The sequence below is a fragment of the Micromonospora profundi genome, from assembly GCF_011927785.1.
GTDB classification, from domain to species: Bacteria; Actinomycetota; Actinomycetes; order Mycobacteriales; family Micromonosporaceae; genus Micromonospora; species Micromonospora profundi.
On sequence record NZ_JAATJK010000001.1, the window covers coordinates 252526 to 271001 of the forward strand.

Consider the following 18476-nt stretch of genomic DNA (forward strand, 5'->3'; position numbering starts at 1 on the left):
ACCGGTTGCCGGTCGGCACAAGCGGTTGATCGACTCGAGTTCCTGGTAATCGCGGTGTCCCACTAGCTCGGATACCGCGATTACCAAGAAACCGAGTCGATCATCGGCGGAGCTGCCTGGCCGCGCCCAGTGGGGGAGCCGCCGCCACCAGCACCCTGGCCGCCGGGGGCGCTGCGGTCCTCAGGTCGCGGGTAGGGCGCGCAGGAAGCGCTCGGCGATCGGGACGGCCGAGGAGGTGCTGGCGCCGCCCTTCTCCACGAAGACGGCGAACGCGACATCTCCCCGCCAGCCGACGAACCAGGCGTGCGTGTTGGCCGGGTTGTTGTCGTACTCGGCGGTGCCGGTCTTGCCGTACACCTCGCCCGGTACGTCCTTGAGGGCGCTGCCGGTGCCGGCGGTGACCACCTCGCGCATCATCGTGCGCAGCGCCTCGACCGATTCCGGCTTGAGCTGCTCGCCGGCCGGGGCCGGTTTGGCGGGTGCCGGGTCGAGCAGCAGCTTCGGCTGCTCGAATCGGCCCCGGGCGACGGCGGCGGTGGCACCGGCCATGGCCAGCGGGCTGACAAGCGTGGTGCCCTGCCCGAACGAGGCGGCGGCCTGTTCGGCCTGGCTGCCGCCGGTGGACACCTTGCCGGTGAAGACGTCCGTGCCGAGGTCCCAGGGGCCCTCCAGGCCCAGCGAGCGGCCGGCGGCGGCGAGCCCGTCCCCGCCCAGCTTCGGGGCCAGCGAGGCGAACGCCGTGTTGCACGATTTGGCGAAGTTGGTGCGGAACGGCACCTGGCCCAGTTCGAAGTTGTCCGAGTTCTTGAAGGACCGGCCGTCGACGGTGAAGGTCTTCGGGCAGTTCACCGGCCCGTCCAGGCTGACCGCGCCCTGGTTCAGCAGGCCGAGCGTGCTGACCATCTTGAACGTGGAGCCCGGCGGGACCTGGGCGACGAATGCCAGGTTCTCGCCGGCCGGCCCGGGGCCGTTCGCGGCGGCGAGGACCGCGCCGTCACTGATCCGTACGGCCACCAGCGCGGATCGGCGGGACTGGGCGCGCAACGCTCCGTCGGCCGCGTTCTGGACGGCGACGTCCAGGGTGGTCTTCAGCGCCTGGCCGGGCTGCGGCTTCTGTTGGAACAGTTCGGTGCCGGTGGGGGCCAGTTTGCCGCCTTCGGCGGGGCGTTCGACCACCACGGTCAGCCCTGGCGTGCCGCGCAGCCGCTCGTCGTAGCGGCCCTGGAGGCCGCCGTGCCCGACCAGGTCGCCGGCGACGTACCGGTCGGGGTGCGCGGTGAGGTCGTCGGCCTGCGCCGGGTCGACAGTGCCGAGCAGCGCGCGGGCGAACTCCCGGGTCGGTGCCAGGTCGAGCTTGTCGGACACGAACTTGGTGCCGGGCAGGTCGTAGATCCGGGGCTTGATCTGCCGGTACGCCTCCTCGCGCAGGGTCACCACCTCGACGAAGGCGCCCGGGTCGGCCTTGGCCACCCGCTCGGGCAGGTCGGCCAGGTCGACGGCGGGGACGAGGGCCGGGCGGATCGCCTTGAAGCCCGCGTCCAGATCCTTGACGAGCTTTTTGATGTCGGTGACCTGGTTGGGCTGCACGCCGACGCGGATCACCGGCCGGGGCGTCACGATCGGCTGCCCGGCAGCGTCCAGCAGCGCCGCACGGGGACCGGTGTCGCGGCGCAGCCCCAGCCGGTCACCCTTGGTGAGCTGCTCGTGCACCACCCGGGGGTCCCACATGACCTGCCACTGGTCGTCGTCGCCCTTGACGAGCCGCAGTTCCCTGTCGTACGCCCAGCGGATGTCGCCCGGAAGGGTCCACTCCACCCGGATCGGGGCGGTCGCGATGTCGGCGGTGACCTTCGGCTCGCCCCGGCGGGTAAGCGTCGGCGGGCTGCCGACCAGTTCGCCGGAGAGTTCCTTGATCTCGCGGGTCACGTCGGCTGCCGGCAGCTTGCCGCCGGTCGTGTCGACCACCCCGACTGCCTGAAGATCGCCGTTGCGCCACCCGGTGAGGAAGGCGTCGACGCTGCGCTGCGGCCCGTCGTCGCCGGAGCAGGCCACCAGGCCACCGGCGGTGAGCAGGGTCGCGGCCAGCGCGGCGACCGCCCGGCGGGCGTGATTCGCCCGGTGGGGCCGGGGGTAGGACAAGGTCATGGAGCGGGTCCTTCCGGTCTCGGCTGCCCTGCACGGTAGTACGGCGACGCTGTCCGAGGCGTCCCGTGAGACGTCCGACGTGCGGAAAGAGGGAGCGCGCCGGTGTGATGAACATCGCGCGGCGGGGTATCCGACGACCCGGCCAACCTCGGACCCGCAACGGGTGAAAGGACAGAGTCCCGATCCGGACGTCCGGCCCTTGATCCGCCGATGGAGGAACAGAGCGGCAGGCTTAGGCTGGGCGAGAGTGACCCACAACGCGGTGGGTCGAGGGGAGTGGCACCGATGGACCGGCGTCCGGCGATCAAACCGGAACCCGACCTCCGGCAGGACGACTTCGGCCGGGACGACAGCTTCGATTCGGCGACCGACGGGGACGGCTACGGCCGGCTCGACACGGGAGTCACCGGGCTGACTGGGTCGAGCATCGACACCATCTACGATCTGGGCCTGCCACCGGAGGTGCTGGCCGACGACGTGGAGGACGCCGATCTCGACGAGCCGGTCCCCAACGCGGAGCGCCTCGTGGCCCAGGCCGTCGCGCTCGCCGGGGACGACCACGATGCGGCGACCCTGGTCGGCCGCTTCTGGCGGTTCGCCCCGGACGAAGAGTTGGTCGGCCTCACGGCGGAGGAGATGCTGGACGCGGCCCGGGCACACCGGGACCTGGCCCAGCAGCGGGTCCCCGGTGAGCTGAAGCTACGGATCCACGAGCCGCACGCCGACCAGCACCACACGGTCGTCGAGATCGTCACCGACGACATGCCGTTCCTTGTCGACTCGGTCACCGCGCTGCTCAACTCGTACCACCTGGATGTGCACCTGCTTGTGCACCCGCTTGTGGTGGTCCGGCGCGAGCCGCTGGGTCGCCTCACCGAGGTCTCCGCGGACGTGGAGCCGGACGACGCGATCGCCGGCGACATCGTCGAGAGCTGGATGCGGATCGAGATCGACCCGGTGCGCGACGCCGACGAGCGGGACCGGCTGCGTCGTGAGCTGCAACGGGTGCTCACCGACGTGCGGGAGGCCGTGGAGGACTGGCCGAAGATGCGACAGCGGGCCCTCGCGCTCGCCGACGAACTGGCCTCGGCCCGTACCGCCGACAACCGCCCGCCGGTGCCGGAGAAGGACATCACCGACTCGGTGGAGTTGCTGCGCTGGCTTGCCCACGACCACTTCACCTTCCTGGGCTACCGCGAGTACCGGCTGGTGGACGTGCCGGACGCGAGTTCCTCGGACCCGGTCGACGGCAAGGCGCTGGAGGCGGTGCTCGGCACCGGCCTGGGCATCCTGCGCTCGGACTCGCCGGAGGCCCGGTCGCTGGCGTCGATGACGCACGAGGCGCACGAGAAGGTGCTGGAGAAGCGCCTGCTCATCATCACCAAGGCCAACTCGCGGGCCACCGTGCACCGCTCGGCGTACCTGGACTACATCGGCTTCAAGATCTTCAACGAGGCGGGCGAGGTCATCGGTGAGCGGCGCTTCCTGGGGCTGTTCTCCACCGCCGCGTACCGGACCAGCGTCCAGGAGTTGCCTGTGGTGCGCCGCAAGGTCGCCGAGGTGCTGGACCGCTCCGGCCTGAGCCAGCGCAGCCACTCCGGCAAGGACCTGCTGCAGATCCTGGAGACGTACCCGCGCGACGAGCTGTTCCAGATCAAGACCGACGACCTGTACCACGCGGTGGTCGGTGTGCTTCGGATGGCGGGTCGCCGGCAGCTGCGGGTGTTCCTGCGCCGCGACGCGTACGGGCGGTTCATCTCCTGCCTGATCTATCTGCCACGGGACCGGTTCACCACGCAGAACCGGCTGCGTATGCAGGACATCCTGCTGCGCGAGCTGAACGGCGTCGGGGTTGACTACACGACCCGGGTCACCGAGTCGATGCTGGCGCGGGTGCACTTCATCGTCCGTACCGACCCGACCCGGCCGCCCGGTGACATCGACGCCGACCTGCTGGCCGAGGAGTTGGCCGACGCGACCCGGCTCTGGGACGACGACTACCGGCTGGTGTTGGAGCGCAAGCTCGGCGACGAGCAGGCCAAGCACCTGTTCACCAGGTACGCCGACGCGTTCCCGGAGGGCTACAAGGACGGGCACACGCCGTACGAGGCGATGAAGGATCTGGCCAAGCTGGAGCTGCTTGAGGAGCCCGGCCAGCTGGAGATGCACCTGTTCCGCAAGCAGTTGGCGCCCCGCCCGGGCACCCGTGTGCCCGGTGCGGACCTGGCCGAGACCATGGACGTCCGGTTCAAGGTCTACCGGTACGGGGAGCCGATGATGCTCTCCGCCGTGCTGCCGGTGCTGCACTCACTCGGCGTACGGGTGGTCGACGAGCACCCGTACGAGGTGGACCGCATCGACGGTCGGGTCTACCTGTACGACTTCGGCCTCATGCTGCCCGAGGGGCACCACGAGCTGTCCGAGGTGCGCCCACACGTGGAGAACGCGTTCGCGGCGGCGTGGCGTGGCGAGGCCGAGGTGGACCGCTTCAACGAGCTGGTGCTGCGCGGCGGGCTGACCTGGCGGCAGGTGGTGGTGCTGCGGGCGTACGCGAAGTACCTGCGGCAGGCCGGCACGGTCTTCTCGCAGGACTACATGGAGCAGACCTTCATCGCGTACCCGAAGATCGCCGCGCTGTTGGTGGAGCTGTTCGAGACCCGGTTCGCGCCGGGTGAGCAGAGCGGCGAGCAGCGTCAGCAGCGCAGTGGTGAGCTGGTGGAGACGATCCGGGCCGCCCTTGACGACGTGGCGAGCCTCGACCAGGACCGGATCCTGCGCTCGTACCTGACGGTGATCGAGGCGACCCTGCGGACGAGCTTCTACCAGAAGCGCGCCGACGGGCGGCCGAAGGCGTACGTGGCGTTCAAGCTCGATCCGCAGGCCATCCCGGACCTGCCGGCGCCCCGGCCGAAGTTCGAGATCTTCGTCTACTCGCCCCGGTTCGAGGGAGTGCACCTGCGGTTCGGGCCGGTGGCCCGGGGCGGGTTGCGCTGGTCGGACCGTCGGGAGGACTTCCGCACCGAGGTGCTCGGCCTGGTCAAGGCGCAGATGGTGAAGAACACAGTGATCGTGCCGGTGGGCGCCAAGGGCGGCTTCGTGTTGAAGCAGAAGCCGGGCGACCGGGACGAGGCTGTCGCCTGCTACCAGGAGTTCGTCGGCGCGATGCTTGACGTCACCGACAACATCGTCGCTGGGCAGATCGTTCCGCCGGAGGACGTGGTCCGGCACGACGGCGACGACCCGTACCTGGTGGTGGCGGCGGACAAGGGCACTGCGACGTTCTCCGACATCGCCAACGAGATCTCCAAGGCGCACGCCTTCTGGATGGGTGACGCGTTCGCCTCCGGTGGTTCGGCAGGCTACGACCACAAGAAGATGGGCATCACCGCCCGGGGCGCCTGGGAGTCGGTGAAGCGACACTTCCGGGAGTTGGGCCACGACACTCAGACCCAGGACTTCACTGTGGTCGGCGTCGGCGACATGTCAGGTGACGTGTTCGGTAACGGGATGCTGCTCTCCGAGCACATCCGGCTGGTCGCCGCGTTCGACCACCGGCACATCTTCCTCGACCCCGACCCGGACGCGGCCACCTCGTACGCCGAGCGCAGGCGGCTGTTCGACATGCCCCGGTCCTCCTGGGAGGACTACAACGCGGAGCTGATCTCGGCCGGCGGCGGCGTCTACTCGCGTACCGCGAAGTCGGTCCCGATCACGCCGCAGGTCCGGGCGGTGCTCGGCCTGGACGACGACGTCACGCAGATGTCGCCGCAGGAGTTGATGAAGGCGATCGTCACCGCGCCGGTGGACCTGTTCTGGAACGGCGGCATCGGCACCTACGTGAAGGCGTCCACGCAGACCAACGCGGAGGTGGGCGACAAGTCCAACGACGCGATCCGGGTGGACGGGCGCAGCCTGCGCTGCCGGGTGGCGGGCGAGGGCGGCAACCTGGGCTGGACCCAGCTCGGGCGCATCGAGTACGCGCTGACCGGTGGCCGGATCTACACCGACTTCATCGACAACGCGGCCGGTGTGGACACCTCCGACCACGAGGTGAACATCAAGATCCTGCTGAACACGGCTGTCGCCGACGGCGAGCTGACCACCGCCGAGCGGGACGAGCTGCTGGCGGGGATGACCGACGAGGTCGCCAAGCTGGTGCTGCGGGACAACTACGACCAGGCTCGGGCGATCAACAACGCCCAGGCGCAGGCAGCCTCGCTGCTTCCGGTGCACCGCCGGATGATCAACGAGCTGGAGCGCTCGGGCGGGCTGGACCGGGCGCTGGAGGCGTTGCCGCCGGACGAGGAGCTGGCGGTACGAGGCGAGTCCGGGCTGACCGCGCCGGAGTTCGCGGTGCTGCTCGCGTACGTGAAGATCGTCCTTGAACGGGAGATCCTCGCCGACGGGGTGGCCGACGAGGCGTGGACGACCGACGTGCTGGTCAACTACTTCCCGACGCCCATGCGCGAGCGGTTCGCCGACCGGATGGGCCAGCACCGGCTGCGCCGGGAGATCGTCACCACGGTGCTCGTCAACGAGGCGATCAACCGGGGCGGGATCTCGTTCGTCTTCCGGGTCGTCGAGGAGACCGCGGCGAACGCTGCCGACGTGATCCGGGCGTACGTGGTGGTCCGCGAGGTCTTCGGGCTGCGCGAGCTGTGGGACGCGGTGGAGGCGCTGGACAACAAGGTCTCCCCGGAGCTACAGACGAGCGTCTACCTGGACACCCGCCGGCTGCTCGACCGCGCCGTCCGGTGGCTTGTCACCAACCGACGCTCGCCGATCGACGTGCCGGCCGAGATCAAGCGGCTGCGCGCCGGGGTGGCCGACCTGCTGCCGGGGCTCGAGGACCTGTTCTACGGCAGTGAGCGGCAGGCCATCGCCGAGCACATCGACTCGTCGACAAAGCGTGGGCTGCCCCGAGAGCTGGCCGAGCAGGCGACCCGGCTGATGTACAGCTTCGGCCTGCTGGACGTGGTGGAGACCGCGACCCGCAGCGGGCGGCAGGTCGGCGAGGTGGCCTCGGTCTACTTCGTGCTGTCCGACCTGTTCCGGGTTGACTCGCTGCTGTCGAAGATCTCCCTGCTGCCGCGCGAGGACCGGTGGCAGACGCTGGCCCGGATGGCGCTGCGCTACGACCTGTACGCCGCGCTGGCCGCGCTCACCGCGGAGGTGCTCGACTCCACACCTGGCGAACTGCCGCCGCACGAGCGGGTGCACCAGTGGGAGCAGTCGAACGCCACCTCGATCCACCGTGCCCGCCAGGCGATGGGGGAGTTCGACGAGTCGAGGGCGGACCTCGCAGCCCTGTCCGTGCTGCTGCGTCAGATCCGCACGCTGGTGCGGACCTCCGGCGCCGCGGCCTGAGTCGGTACGCCGGACGCGGTCCGGCCGGTCGGGTCACCCCGACCGGCCGGACCTTTTTCGCACTCCCAGGTCACTCCACAAGGGTCGCGAAGGCGACCACGTTGTCCGGGTAGCTCCTGACACTCTCGTCGAACTGACCGCCGCAGGTCACCACCCGCAGGCCGGGCCTGTCGTTCGGCCCGTAGACGAGCTCGGTGGGGAAGGCCGTCTTCGGGTACGCCTTCACCGACTCGACCTTGAAGGTGGCGGGCTGGCCGTCAGCCCGACGCACGGTGATCGTGTCGCCGGGAACGAGGGAGCCCAGGTCGAAGAAGACGGCAGGGCCGAGCTGCGCCGAGTCCACGTGACCGACGATCACCGCGTTGCCGGTCTCGCCAGGGCTCACGCCCGGCTCGTACCAGCCGGCATGGTCGGCCTGCTCCAACGGGGGGACCTGGACGGTGCCGTCCGGGTTGGTGCCGAGCGGCATGATCGTCGCGTTGACGCCGATCCGGGGGATCTCGATGCTTGTCGGCGTAGCCCGGTTCAGTCCCGCCGGGACACTCCCCGGTGCGGCGGACTCCCCGCCGTCGAGCCGGGGAACGTCGGGGTCGGTGGTCTCGGGACCGGCCTGGGCCAGCGGCTGCGGTGGGCGGGGAGCGGGCGTGGTCTTCAGCGCGGCGCCGATCATGCCGGCGCCGACCATGGCCACTGTGACGACGACGGCCGCGCCGGCGGCACGCCACGGTCTCCCGTGACGGCCGCCGGCCCGTGCCATCGTCACGTCAGACGAGGGAACCATCGGTCCGCCGACGACGCATCAGAACGATCCCGCCCAGCGCGGCAGCGCCGAGCAGGCTCGCGCCACCGGTGGCCAGGCCCCGGTCGGTACCGGTGCTGGCGCCACCGTCACCACCGTCGACCCCACCGTGGGGCAGCACGACGAGCTCACCTTCGCCGCACGAACCCTTGAGCTCGTAGCGACCCGGCTTGGCGTCCTTGTCGACCTTGGCCTCGCCGTAGTACACGAACTCGCGCTCGCGCTCCCAGCCGCCGTCCTTGCCGTGGTCGCCGTACTCGCCGCCCTTGTCGCCGTACTCGCCGCCCTTGGAGTCCCAGCCCTTGTCGGAGCCGTGCTCGTCGGAGCCGTACTCGCCGCCCTTGGACTCCCAGCCCTTGTCGGAGCCGTACTCGTCGGAGCCGTACTCGCCGCCCTTGGACTCCCAGCCCTTGTCCGAGCCGTACTCGTCCGAGCCGTACTCGCCGTCCTTGGAGTCCCAGTCCTTCTTGCCTTCGTCCTTGGACTCCCAGTCCTTCTTGCCTTCGTCCTTGGACTCCCAGTCCTTCTTGCCTTCGTCCTTGGAGCCCCAGTCCTTGTCGCGGCCGTTCTCCGCGTCCTGGCCGTGCTCCTCGCCCTTCCAGTCCTTGCCACCCTCGTCGCCGTAGGCGTCGGCGGCAGCGCCGCCGCCCTGGCCACCGGGCTGCGGGGAGTCGGCCGGCGGCTGCGGCTTGTCCTTGCCGTCTTCGCCCTTGCCCTCGTGGTCCTTGCCCTTGTCCTTGTCGTCCTTGCCGTGCTCGTCCTTGCCCTTGTCGTCCTTGCCCTTGTCGTCCTTGCCGTGTTCGTCCCGGCCGCGGTCCTCGCGGTCGTAGGAGCCGTCCTCCTTGTTCCACTCGCCGTGGTCCTTGCCCTTGTCGTCCCGCGCCGCCTCCAGCTTGACCTTGCCGGTGACCTTGGACCAGACGAAGGCGTGCTCCTGCCGGTCCGGGCAGATCTCGAGGAGCTTGACCTCGTCGCCAGCCTTCACGACGTGCGGCTTGGCGTAGACCTTGCCGTCGTGGTCCTTGCCGCCGTCGTGGTGCCCGTCGGCGAACGCGATCCCCGGCGCGAACACCAGGAGCGATGCGCCGCCGAGCGCAGCGCCCGCAACGACCTTCCCGAGCATCTTTTTAGCCATGACTTGCGTCACTCCATCCCTGTTGTCCTGAGCCCGACGACAGTCGAGCTACGACCGACGTTAGACGGTTTCATGACTTATGAAGGGAAAGATTCGCGTTTTGACCTTTGCTGCTGGTAAGAGGCTAAGGAGTGCTACGCCGCCTTCTCGGGCTTGCCGTACGTCTTAGGCGCGCCACCGCCCTGCGGCGTCGATAGCGGTGTTCGGCACGCCGCGTGCCGGCCCACCAGCGCTCATCCGGTAACGGCAGGCCCGTCGCTCTCGTGCCGGCAGATCCCGCTCGGGGGTATCGTCCGAGTCGCAAAGGTCGGCCACACGCATCGAGCCATTGCCATGGAAGCGCTCCCATGTAAGAATCGGCGCACGCGGTTCGGGGAGCCACACCGCGCAGGCAGGGCGTCGAGGGCATCCGGTTTCGCCGGACGACATCCGGCCGCCACTGGGCCGGTCCGCGCCGGTCGTTCACCACCACCACAGCAGCCCGTCCGGGTCGGGCACCCCCCAAAGAATCCCGTTGGCGCCGGCAGCCGTCCGTCCAGGACGTCTCACCGGGCCGTCCCACGCCGGGCCGTACGCGAGCCCGGTCTCGCCCAAGGAGATCAGTGGCATGAATGTGTGGAGAAGGCTGTCCGGCCCACGCCGGACCTTCGCGCTCGCAGGCGCGGGCGTGCTGGTCGCCGGAGGGTTGGTGACGATCCCCGTTACCGCGGCACAGGCCGCGACGCAGTGCGAGATCGTCTACTCGACGAACGACTGGCCCGGTGGCTTCACCGGCAACGTCACAATCAAGAACCTCGGCGACCCGGTCAACGGCTGGACGTTGGGCTGGACCTTCCCCAACTCCAGCCAGCGGGTGCAGCAGGGCTGGTCGGCCGAGTTCACCCAGTCCGGCAGCCAGGTCACGGCCCGCAGCCTGTCCTACAACGGCAGCCTCGCCACCGGTGCGTCGACGAACATCGGGTTCAACGGTGCGTGGAGCGGCAGCAACCCGAAGCCGACGTCGTTCACCCTCAACGGAGTGGTCTGCAACGGCGGTGGCCCGACCACCCCGCCGCCCACCACGCCCCCGGCCACCACCCCACCCCCGACCACGCCTCCGCCGACCACGCCTCCGCCCACCACGCCTCCGCCGACGACCCCGCCGCCCGGAACCAAGGTGGACAACCCGTACGCCGGTGTTCCCGGCTACGTGAACCCGGAGTGGAAGGCCAAGGCGGACGCCGAGGCGGGCGGAAGCCGGGTCTCCAACAACCCCACCGCCGTGTGGCTGGACCGGATCGCTGCCATCAACGGCACGCCGGACAGCAGCTCCAACGGTGCTTTCGGGGTGCGGGACCACCTGGACGAGGCGCTGCGCCAGGGTGCCGGCTACATCCAGTTCGTGATCTACAACCTGCCGGGCCGGGACTGCTCCGCGCTCGCCTCCAACGGTGAGCTGGGCCCGGACGAGCTGCCCAGGTACAAGGCCGAGTACATCGACCCGATCGCGGCGATCCAGTCCGACTCGAAGTACCGGAACCTGCGGATCATCAACGTCATCGAAATCGACTCGCTGCCGAACCTGGTCACCAACACCACGGGCAACGCGGGTGGCACGGTGATGTGTGACACCGTCAAGGCCAACGGCGCCTACGTCAACGGCGTCGGCTACGCGCTGGCGAAGTTCGGTGCGATCAGCAACGTCTACAACTACGTCGACGCCGGACACCACGGCTGGCTGGGCTGGGACACCAACTTCGGCCCGACCGCCGACATCCTGAAGACCGCAGCGGTCGCCTCCGGCAGCACTGTCAACAACGTGCACGGCTTCATCACCAACACGGCGAACTACTCGGCGCTGCGTGAGCCGTACTTCAAGGTGACGGACAACGTGAACGGCCAGACGGTGCGGCAGTCGAAGTGGGTGGACTGGAACTACTACGTCGACGAGCTGTCCTTCGCGCAGGCGTTCCGCGACAAGCTGGTCTCGGTCGGCTTCAACTCCAACATCGGCATGCTGATCGACACCTCCCGCAACGGCTGGGGCGGGTCCGCCCGGCCCACCGGCCCGGGCGCGACGACCAGCGTCGACACGTACGTCAACGGTGGCCGGGTCGACCGTCGGCTCCACCTCGGCAACTGGTGCAACCAGGCCGGTGCCGGCCTCGGTGAGCGTCCCCGGGCCAACCCGGAGCCGGGCATCGACGCCTACGTCTGGGTGAAGCCTCCGGGCGAGTCGGACGGCTCCAGCAAGGAGATCCCGAACAACGAGGGCAAGGGCTTCGACCGGATGTGCGACCCGACGTACGGCGGTAACGCCCGTAACGGCAACAACCCGTCCGGTGCGCTGGCCGACGCCCCGATCTCCGGTGCGTGGTTCTCCGCCCAGTTCCAGGAGCTCATGCGCAACGCGTACCCGGCGCTCTGACCGGGAACGCTCCAGCACCACCCGCCGCCGGCAGTAGGTGAGGCACTGCCGGCGGCAGGTCCCCCCGGGTCCCCGACTCGACCGTCACAGGTCGGGTCGGGGACCCACCCCGTTGCCGGCCCGGTCAGGGCACTGTGCGCTCGATCGCCGCCCGGCCCTGCTCGGCCAGGTCACGGCGCGCCTTGTCGAGGTTCTCCCTGGTGAGGTCCTGCCCGCGGGCCATCACCAGATCCTCCGGCTCCCAGGGCTGCTCAGCCCCTGTGCGGATGTTGTCACCGGCCGCGCCGGTGCCCGTCCCGGTCGCGCCGGTGCCGGCGGCGTACGGGTCACCGATCAACTCGTCGGTTTCCGGCGCGAGATCCTCCGGCCGGTCCCGGGGCTCGGCGAAGGCCGGATTGTCCCGGTCCGGGCCGCCTCCGGTCCGCAGTTGCGGGACGGTGCTGTCGTCGTCCACCGCAGCGGCCGTTTGCGGGCTCTCTTCCAGCGGCGGTCGGCGGTCGCGATCGGTCATGGTGCTGCCTCCTGGGTCCGACACGTTGCCTGATCCCTCGCGTACCCCGTGTCGGGGGGCCCATGCGCGGCGCTTTCACGCCCGGATGCCCACTTTCGGCGCGCTTCCGGCCGCAACGGGCGGGCGAGCGGGACGGACATACGGGGGCGCCCCGGTCGATGATCGACCGGGGCGCCCGTGCGTCACTCAGCGACCGAGTACGCGGTCCAGGAAGTCCCTGTAGTTGCGGACCGCCATCCGTAGCTGCTCGGTGTCCGCCGAACCGGCGTCCTGCCAGCCACCAAGCTTGTTCTTCTGCGCGGCCAGCGCCGAGGAGAGCGCCTGGATGGCCTCCTCGACCAGCGACTGCGCCTCGCCGGCCGCCGCGTGCGGGTCGTCCACGAACCGCAGCTGCACGTCGCGCCAGCGGTCCCGGAATCCCTGCGCCGTGTCGGCTTCGAGGAGCGTCGCCGGCTCGGCGGCCACCGTCGACCCGGCGGGCCGCGACGTTCCGGCCGACTCCAGCGACGAGGTGGTGCCAGCGACGACGGGCACCACGTCGGCGTCCGCGTCCGGGTCGACCATCTCCGGCGTGGCGCTGCCGTAGCCGGCCGCGCCGGCCGTCGTCGCGTCCGGGTCCCCGGCCCAGTCGGTCAGGTCACCGCGGCGCTCGGCCGCACCGTCAGTGCTCCCCGCCGGTACGACGGTACGGGTGGAACCGTCGGCGTCGGTGTGCTGGTCGTCGGCGTCGGGATCCAGATCGGTGTCCCGGTCGGTCTCCGGGCCGCCGTCCCGGCGGTGCAGTTCGGCGGTGGGGTCAGCGGTCAGTCCCACCCGCTCGCCGTCCTCGGCGCCGTCTCCGGGCTCGGCGGTCCGCTCGGCCCGGGGGTCGGGCTGGTCCTGCGGGTGCGGGCTGGCCAGCGCGGACGCGGCCACCGCGTCCCCCACGGTGGTGGCGCCGAAAGCGGTCGGCAGCGGGCCGGGCTCGTGGAATCCGCCCTCGCCGTCGCTGTCGTCCGTCGCGTCGGCCTGCCGTTCGTCCGCCCGGTGGCGTCGGTCGTCCGCCGTCTCGTCGTCGACGTCGTACAGGCCCGTGTCGACGTCGTCGGTCCGCTCGCGCTCGGCGGTGAGGTCGCGCTCGGCGTCGGGGTCGGGGTCGTCGAAGGCGCCCCGGTCGTCCACACTGCCCTCGGGGGCGTCCGAGCGGTAGTCCCTGTCGGTCTGGTCGTCACGGTCGGTTCGGTCGTCGGTCGGCGGCACGGGTACCGGTGTGGACCGGACGGCCTCCGGGTGGTCGTTGCTCACCTGCTCTTGCTGGCGCATGGGTGGCCTCCTCAGCGGCTCGTGGCGTCGTGCGGAGTGTCCGGGTGGTGGCGCTGTTCGGGTGCGTGCTGTCCGACCGGCTCCTCGCCGAGCAGGTCGGCGAAGAGAGCCCGGTAGTGCACGACCGCCTGGCGCAGTTCCTCGGTGCTGGCCTCACCCCGGGAGTTGCGCAGGTGGATCTCGTGCGCGTCCCGGTAGTGGGTAAGCGTGCGGGCATGGTCGACGGAGAGGTGGGCGATCTGGTCGGAGAAGTCCCCGGTCGGGTAGCCCCGCTCCTCGATGAGTCGGGTGACGAGTTCATCAGCGTCGCCCACCGTGTCGCCGGGCGAGTCGATGAAGCGGATCTGGAGTTCCTCCCAGGCCGCGGCGTAGTGGGCCCGGGACTCCGGGCTGAGCGGGGTGAGCGTGAGCTCGGCGTGCCGGCGCTCCCGATCGCGCAGTTCGCGCTCCGCGGCGGACCGGCTGTCCTGCTCCTGCACCACCCGGTCGTACTCCGGCCCGAACCGGCTCTGCAGTTTGCGGCGGCGGCTGAACGACAGCGCTGCCACGGCCAGTGCTGCGATCACCAGCACGACGAGGACGATGACGATTATCTGCGTGGACGACATGGGCTCCTCCTTCGTTACCTGGTATTCCCTCCGCGTACTGATCGCCAATCCCGATCCGAGGCACTTTCCGCACCGATCCGCGTCACGTTTCGCCTAGTGAGGGCATTACAGGGCGAAACGCGGACCAGGGACACGGCGCAACGCGGGGTCAAACCTGATCCGAGCCGGGTTCGCGAGGCCGCCGCCGTCGGCGTCCGGCGGTGTTGCATTCCGTAGCGTCGATGCCCACGCGACGGGCGGTAGTGCATCGGCGCGTGATTACGTATCCTGCCCAAGGCGCCCGCGCCGGCACCCGACCTGGACGGTCGGGCGCGCACCCGGCGAGCGCGTTGCCCGGCGGTGCCGGCGCACTCCTGCCACCCCTGTACGGGCGAGGTCTGATGAGAACCCGCGACTGGCCGATCCGCTCGAAGCTGACCGCGTTGGTCGTCGCGCCGGTGACCGCGCTGCTGGCACTGTGGATCTTCGCGACGACGTTGACCTTCGGCCCGGCACTGGATCTGCTCTCCGCGCGCACCCTGCTGTACGACCTGGGCCGCCCCGGTGAGGCAGTGGTCACCGAGCTGCAAAGGGAACGCAGGCTGTCGGTGGTGCAACTCGCCGGCACCAACGTGCTGCCGGCCCTGGCCGAGCAACGCCAACGCACCGATCGGGCGGTCGCCGAGCTGCGCCACCGGATCGACGGGGAGGCGTTGCGCGACGCCGCCGACGACGTCCTGGAGGACCGGATCGACCGGCTGGTCACCGCACTGGCGGCCCTGCCGAGCGGCCGGAACTTCATCGACGACCGCATGATGGACCGTGCCGGCGCGCTCGGCCTCTACAGTGGCATCGTCACCGCGGCCTTCCAGGCGTTCTCCGCCATGGCGGATCTGCCCGATCCCGACATCAACCGAGAGGCGCTGGCGCTCACCGCGCTGGGGCGCTCCCGGGAACTGCTCGGCCAGACCGACGCCCTGCTGGCCGGCGCGTTCACCGCAGGCCGGTTCGCCGACGGCGAGCACACCCAACTCGTGCAGGCCATCGGCAACCAGCGGTGGCTCAGCGAGAGCGCGGTCGCCGACCTGCCCGAGGCCGGGCGCGTCGCGTACCAACGACTTACCGAGACTCCGGAGTTCACAAGCCTGCGCGCCATGCAGGACGCGTTGATCGGTGCCAGCCGGACCGGGCGTCCACCGGTGGACGCGGCGTCATGGCAGGCCAGCCATGACGCCGTACAGCAACAGTTGCGCGACTTCGAGCTGTCCGAGGCCGACGGGCTCACCGACCGCTCGGTGCCGATGGCCGTCCGGATCCTGCTCCGGCTGGCCGCCGCCGGTGTGCTCGGACTCGTCGCCGTGGTGGTCTCGGTGCTGGTGGCGGTGCGTGTCGGCCGCACGCTGGTCCGGCGCCTCAGCGGAGTGCGTACCGCCGCGCTCGAGTTGGCCGAGCACCGCCTTCCGGACGTGGTGACCCGGCTGCGCCGTGGCGAGCTCGTCGACGTCGCGCGGGAGGCGCCGCCGCTGGAGTACGGCCACGACGAGATCGGCGAGGTCGGGCGGGCCTTCACCCAGGTGCAGCGCACCGCCGTACAGGCAGCGGTGGACGAGGTCACCCTGCGCCGTGGCCTCAACGAGGTGTTCCTCAACATCGCCCGGCGCAGCCAGGGCCTGGTGCACCGGCAGTTGCACCTGCTGGACCGGATGGAGCGCCGCGCCGAGGACCCGGACGAGCTGGCCGAACTGTTCCAGGTGGACCACCTGGCCACCCGGCTCCGTCGGCACGCCGAGGACCTGGTCATTCTTGCCGGCTCCGCGCCGGGCCGAGGATGGCGCAACCCGGTCGCGATGGTCGACCTGGTTCGCGGCGCGATCTCCGAGGTCGAGGCGTACGACCGGGTGGACGTCACCGTCGTGCAGCCGGCCGGCGTGCTCGGCCGGGCGGTCGGCGACGTCATCCACCTGCTGGCCGAGCTGATCGAGAACGCCACCGCCTTCTCGCCGCCGGACACCCGGGTCACAGTGACGGGGGAGCAGGTGGCCAACGGGTACGCCCTGGAGATCACCGACCAGGGGCTGGGGATGTCCGAGGCGGCGCTGGAGAGCGCCAACACCCGGCTGGCCAGCTCGCCCGAGTTCGACCCGACCGAGAGCGCGCGACTCGGCCTGTTCGTGGTGGCCCGACTGGCGGCACGGCACGCGGTACGGGTCCGGCTGCGCCCCGGCAGGGAGAGCGGGCTGACCGCCGTGGTGCTGATCCCCAGCGAGCTGGTCACCGCCGAGCCGCCGGCCGGGCCCGACCTCACCGCGCCGACTTCCGCGCCCGGTGCACTGCGACCGACCCGCCGAGGCACAGTGCCCCGACCCCGGCCCAACCGCGCCCGCCCGCCCGTGGCCGCCATCGGACCGCCCACCACCGCCTCGCCCGCCCACGGGCCGGACGCCTCGGCCGCCAACGCCTCGGCAGCCGTCGGGTCCGGCACGACCGGGCCGGACGTCGAGGGGGCGCCCTCGGACGACACACCTGACGACCTGGACGGACTGCCCCGCCGGGTGCGACGACGTACCCCCGCCGCAGTGCCCCGGTCGACGGCCGCCGATACGCCGTCGCCCCGGTCGCCGGAGGAGGTACGCCGGGTCATGGCGGCACTTCAGGCGGGAACCGCCCGCGGCCGGGCCACCGGATCTCCGCCGGCCACGGCAGCTCCGGCGGACCGTTCCGTTGCGGACCGGGACACCACCGAACCCCAGACCGAGACTGAGAGGGACGCCTAGTGCGACAGACGACGAAGCAGGGCGCCAGCCTCGACTGGCTGCTCGACGAGCTGGTGCAACGGGTGCCAGCCGCCCGGGAGGCGGTGGTGCTCTCCGCCGACGGGCTGCTGATGGGCTCCTCCACCGAGCTGGACCGCTCCGACGCCGAGCACCTCTGCGCGCTCGCCGCAGGCTTCTCCAGCCTGGCCCGAGGTGCCAGCCGACACGTGGACGGTGGTCCGGTCCGGCAGACCGTTGTGGAGATGGAGTCGGCGTACCTCTTCGTCACGGCCGCCGGGCAGGGTGCCTGCCTGGCCGTGGTGAGTGACGCGGACGCGGACATCGGCCTGGTGGCATACGAGATGGCGATGCTTGTCATCCGTGTGGGGGAGAACCTCAGCGCGCCGGCCCGGCCGTCGGCGGGTGCCGGTGATGCGGGCTGAGCCGCCCGCGCCCCAGCACGAGTGGCTGGACGGCGACGCGGGGCCGGTCGTGCGCCCGTACACGCTCACCGGCGGACGGGTACGCTCCGCCGTCGGGTTCGACCTTGTCGCGTTCGTCCTGGCCGCCTCGGATTTCGATCCGGCAGCCGACCCGCAGCTACTCCCGGAGCACCGGCGGCTCGTCGCGCTCGCCGGCCGGCCGGTCTCGGTGGCCGAGTTGGCAGCCGAGCTGGACCTCGCGGTCGGTGTGATCCGGGTGCTTCTCGGTGATCTTCTCGCTCAGGGCCTGGTCGCGGTGCACGAGCCGCCGGCCGACGGCAACCTTCCCGACGACGACATCCTCAAGGCGGTGGTCAGTGGACTCCGTGCGTTATGACCATGCGGGCACTCGCACCACCATCCCGCTGGCACTGAAGATCCTCATCGCCGGAGGCTTCGGTGCCGGCAAGACGACGCTGGTGAGCGCGTTGAGCGAGGTCCGCCCGTTGCAGACCGAGGAGGTGTTGACCGGGGCCGGGATCGGCACCGACGACATCTCCGGCGTGGAGGGCAAGTCGACCACCACGGTGGCGATGGACTTCGGCCGGATCACCATCAACGAGGACCTCCAGGTCTATCTTTTCGGCACCCCGGGTCAGGACCGGTTCTGGTTCCTGTGGGACGAGTTGGCCTTCGGCGCGCTCGGCGCTGTGGTGCTCGCCGACACGCGACGGTTGGCCGACTGCTTCCCCTCGATCGACTACTTCGAGCAGCGCGGCATCCCGTTCGTGGTGGGCGTCAACTGCTTCGACGACACCCGTCGGTTCGAGTTGGAGACCGTACGTCGGGCGCTGGACCTCGATCCGGACGTACCGATGGTGCTCTGTGACGCCCGGGACCGGCAGTCCGGCAAGCTGGTGTTGATCTCCCTGGTCGAGCACGTGGCCCGCCAGCGTGGTGAGCCGGTGCCGACCGCCTGAGCCGCCTCCGCGCGGGCGGCGGATCGGCGGTCAGCTCGCGCGGAGAGCCGATGGTCGGCGATCCGGGC

Annotated in this window: 13 protein-coding genes; 6 read left to right on the forward strand and 7 right to left on the reverse strand. The window is 70.7% G+C overall.

Annotated features, from left to right (window positions below; genetic code table 11):
- Positions 1 to 180: 180 nt before the first annotated feature.
- Positions 181 to 2145, reverse strand: coding sequence for a penicillin-binding transpeptidase domain-containing protein (locus F4558_RS01125; protein WP_167942936.1), 1965 nt, complete (start codon positions 2143 to 2145; stop codon positions 181 to 183).
- A 285-nt stretch (positions 2146 to 2430) separates the two neighbouring features.
- Here F4558_RS01125 and F4558_RS01130 point away from each other — a divergent pair, with 285 nt between their 5' ends.
- Complete coding sequence (locus tag F4558_RS01130; RefSeq protein ID WP_167942937.1) at positions 2431 to 7512, forward strand: NAD-glutamate dehydrogenase; 5082 nt, start codon at positions 2431 to 2433, stop codon at positions 7510 to 7512.
- A 70-nt stretch (positions 7513 to 7582) separates the two neighbouring features.
- Here the strand turns inward: F4558_RS01130 and F4558_RS01135 are convergent, their stop codons facing one another.
- From F4558_RS01135 to F4558_RS01145, 3 genes are all read right to left on the reverse strand, one after another.
- Complete coding sequence (locus tag F4558_RS01135; RefSeq protein WP_167942938.1) at positions 7583 to 8275, reverse strand: class F sortase; 693 nt, start codon at positions 8273 to 8275, stop codon at positions 7583 to 7585.
- A 1-nt stretch (position 8276) separates the two neighbouring features.
- Positions 8277 to 9446, reverse strand: a complete 1170-nt coding sequence (locus F4558_RS01140) for a putative sodium/potassium/calcium exchanger (protein ID WP_167942939.1) — start codon at positions 9444 to 9446, stop codon at positions 8277 to 8279.
- 462 nt (positions 9447 to 9908) lie between these two features.
- Complete coding sequence (locus tag F4558_RS01145) at positions 9909 to 10055, reverse strand: hypothetical protein (RefSeq protein ID WP_167942940.1); 147 nt, start codon at positions 10053 to 10055, stop codon at positions 9909 to 9911.
- Between F4558_RS01145 and F4558_RS01150 the strand changes: the two genes are divergently transcribed.
- Positions 10054 to 11853 (forward strand): glycoside hydrolase family 6 protein, encoded by a 1800-nt coding sequence (locus F4558_RS01150; protein WP_167942941.1) that lies wholly within the window; start codon positions 10054 to 10056, stop codon positions 11851 to 11853. The two genes, F4558_RS01145 and F4558_RS01150, sit on opposite strands and share 2 nt — an antisense overlap.
- A gap of 124 nt (positions 11854 to 11977) precedes the next feature.
- Here F4558_RS01150 and F4558_RS01155 read toward each other — a convergent pair whose 3' ends face one another.
- The 3 genes from F4558_RS01155 to F4558_RS01165 all read right to left on the reverse strand — a co-directional run bounded on the left by F4558_RS01155 (position 11978) and on the right by F4558_RS01165 (position 14274).
- Positions 11978 to 12364, reverse strand: coding sequence for a hypothetical protein (locus tag F4558_RS01155; RefSeq protein ID WP_053653091.1), 387 nt, complete (start codon positions 12362 to 12364; stop codon positions 11978 to 11980).
- A 186-nt stretch (positions 12365 to 12550) separates the two neighbouring features.
- Positions 12551 to 13666, reverse strand: coding sequence for a hypothetical protein (locus F4558_RS01160; protein ID WP_167942942.1), 1116 nt, complete (start codon positions 13664 to 13666; stop codon positions 12551 to 12553).
- An 11-nt stretch (positions 13667 to 13677) separates the two neighbouring features.
- On the reverse strand, positions 13678 to 14274 hold the full coding sequence (locus F4558_RS01165) for a hypothetical protein (protein ID WP_053653089.1): 597 nt from the start codon (positions 14272 to 14274) through the stop codon (positions 13678 to 13680).
- 380 nt (positions 14275 to 14654) lie between these two features.
- Between F4558_RS01165 and F4558_RS01170 the strand changes: the two genes are divergently transcribed.
- Genes F4558_RS01170 through F4558_RS01185 form a run of 4 tightly spaced genes read left to right on the forward strand, consistent with a single transcriptional unit; the run spans position 14655 to position 18408 of the window.
- Positions 14655 to 17027, forward strand: a complete 2373-nt coding sequence (locus F4558_RS01170) for a sensor histidine kinase (protein WP_167942943.1) — start codon at positions 14655 to 14657, stop codon at positions 17025 to 17027.
- Positions 17027 to 17449: a roadblock/LC7 domain-containing protein gene (locus F4558_RS01175; RefSeq protein ID WP_053653087.1), complete on the forward strand. Its 423-nt coding sequence runs from the start codon at positions 17027 to 17029 to the stop codon at positions 17447 to 17449. The genes F4558_RS01170 and F4558_RS01175 overlap by 1 nt, the downstream gene beginning before the upstream one ends.
- Positions 17439 to 17825, forward strand: coding sequence for a DUF742 domain-containing protein (locus F4558_RS01180; RefSeq protein WP_167942944.1), 387 nt, complete (start codon positions 17439 to 17441; stop codon positions 17823 to 17825). Before F4558_RS01175 ends, F4558_RS01180 begins: the two co-directional genes overlap by 11 nt.
- A complete protein-coding gene (locus tag F4558_RS01185; protein ID WP_053653086.1) occupies positions 17806 to 18408 on the forward strand; it encodes a GTP-binding protein in 603 nt (200 codons plus the stop codon). Before F4558_RS01180 ends, F4558_RS01185 begins: the two co-directional genes overlap by 20 nt.
- Positions 18409 to 18476 lie beyond the last annotated feature (68 nt).

What these genes read in the sequence shown, in the direction of transcription:
- F4558_RS01140 (WP_167942939.1), bottom strand. Translation starts at nt 9,446, where the DNA reads ATGGCTAAAAAGATGCTCGGGAAGGTCGTTGCGGGCGCTGCGCTCGGC.
- F4558_RS01165 (WP_053653089.1), bottom strand. Translation starts at nt 14,274, where the DNA reads ATGTCGTCCACGCAGATAATCGTCATCGTCCTCGTCGTGCTGGTGATC.
- F4558_RS01130 (WP_167942937.1), top strand. Translation starts at nt 2,431, where the DNA reads ATGGACCGGCGTCCGGCGATCAAACCGGAACCCGACCTCCGGCAGGAC.
- F4558_RS01180 (WP_167942944.1), top strand. Translation starts at nt 17,439, where the DNA reads ATGCGGGCTGAGCCGCCCGCGCCCCAGCACGAGTGGCTGGACGGCGAC.
- F4558_RS01150 (WP_167942941.1), top strand. Translation starts at nt 10,054, where the DNA reads ATGAATGTGTGGAGAAGGCTGTCCGGCCCACGCCGGACCTTCGCGCTC.
- F4558_RS01160 (WP_167942942.1), bottom strand. Translation starts at nt 13,666, where the DNA reads ATGCGCCAGCAAGAGCAGGTGAGCAACGACCACCCGGAGGCCGTCCGG.
- F4558_RS01145 (WP_167942940.1), bottom strand. Translation starts at nt 10,055, where the DNA reads ATGCCACTGATCTCCTTGGGCGAGACCGGGCTCGCGTACGGCCCGGCG.
- F4558_RS01170 (WP_167942943.1), top strand. Translation starts at nt 14,655, where the DNA reads ATGAGAACCCGCGACTGGCCGATCCGCTCGAAGCTGACCGCGTTGGTC.
- F4558_RS01125 (WP_167942936.1), bottom strand. Translation starts at nt 2,145, where the DNA reads ATGACCTTGTCCTACCCCCGGCCCCACCGGGCGAATCACGCCCGCCGG.
- F4558_RS01155 (WP_053653091.1), bottom strand. Translation starts at nt 12,364, where the DNA reads ATGACCGATCGCGACCGCCGACCGCCGCTGGAAGAGAGCCCGCAAACG.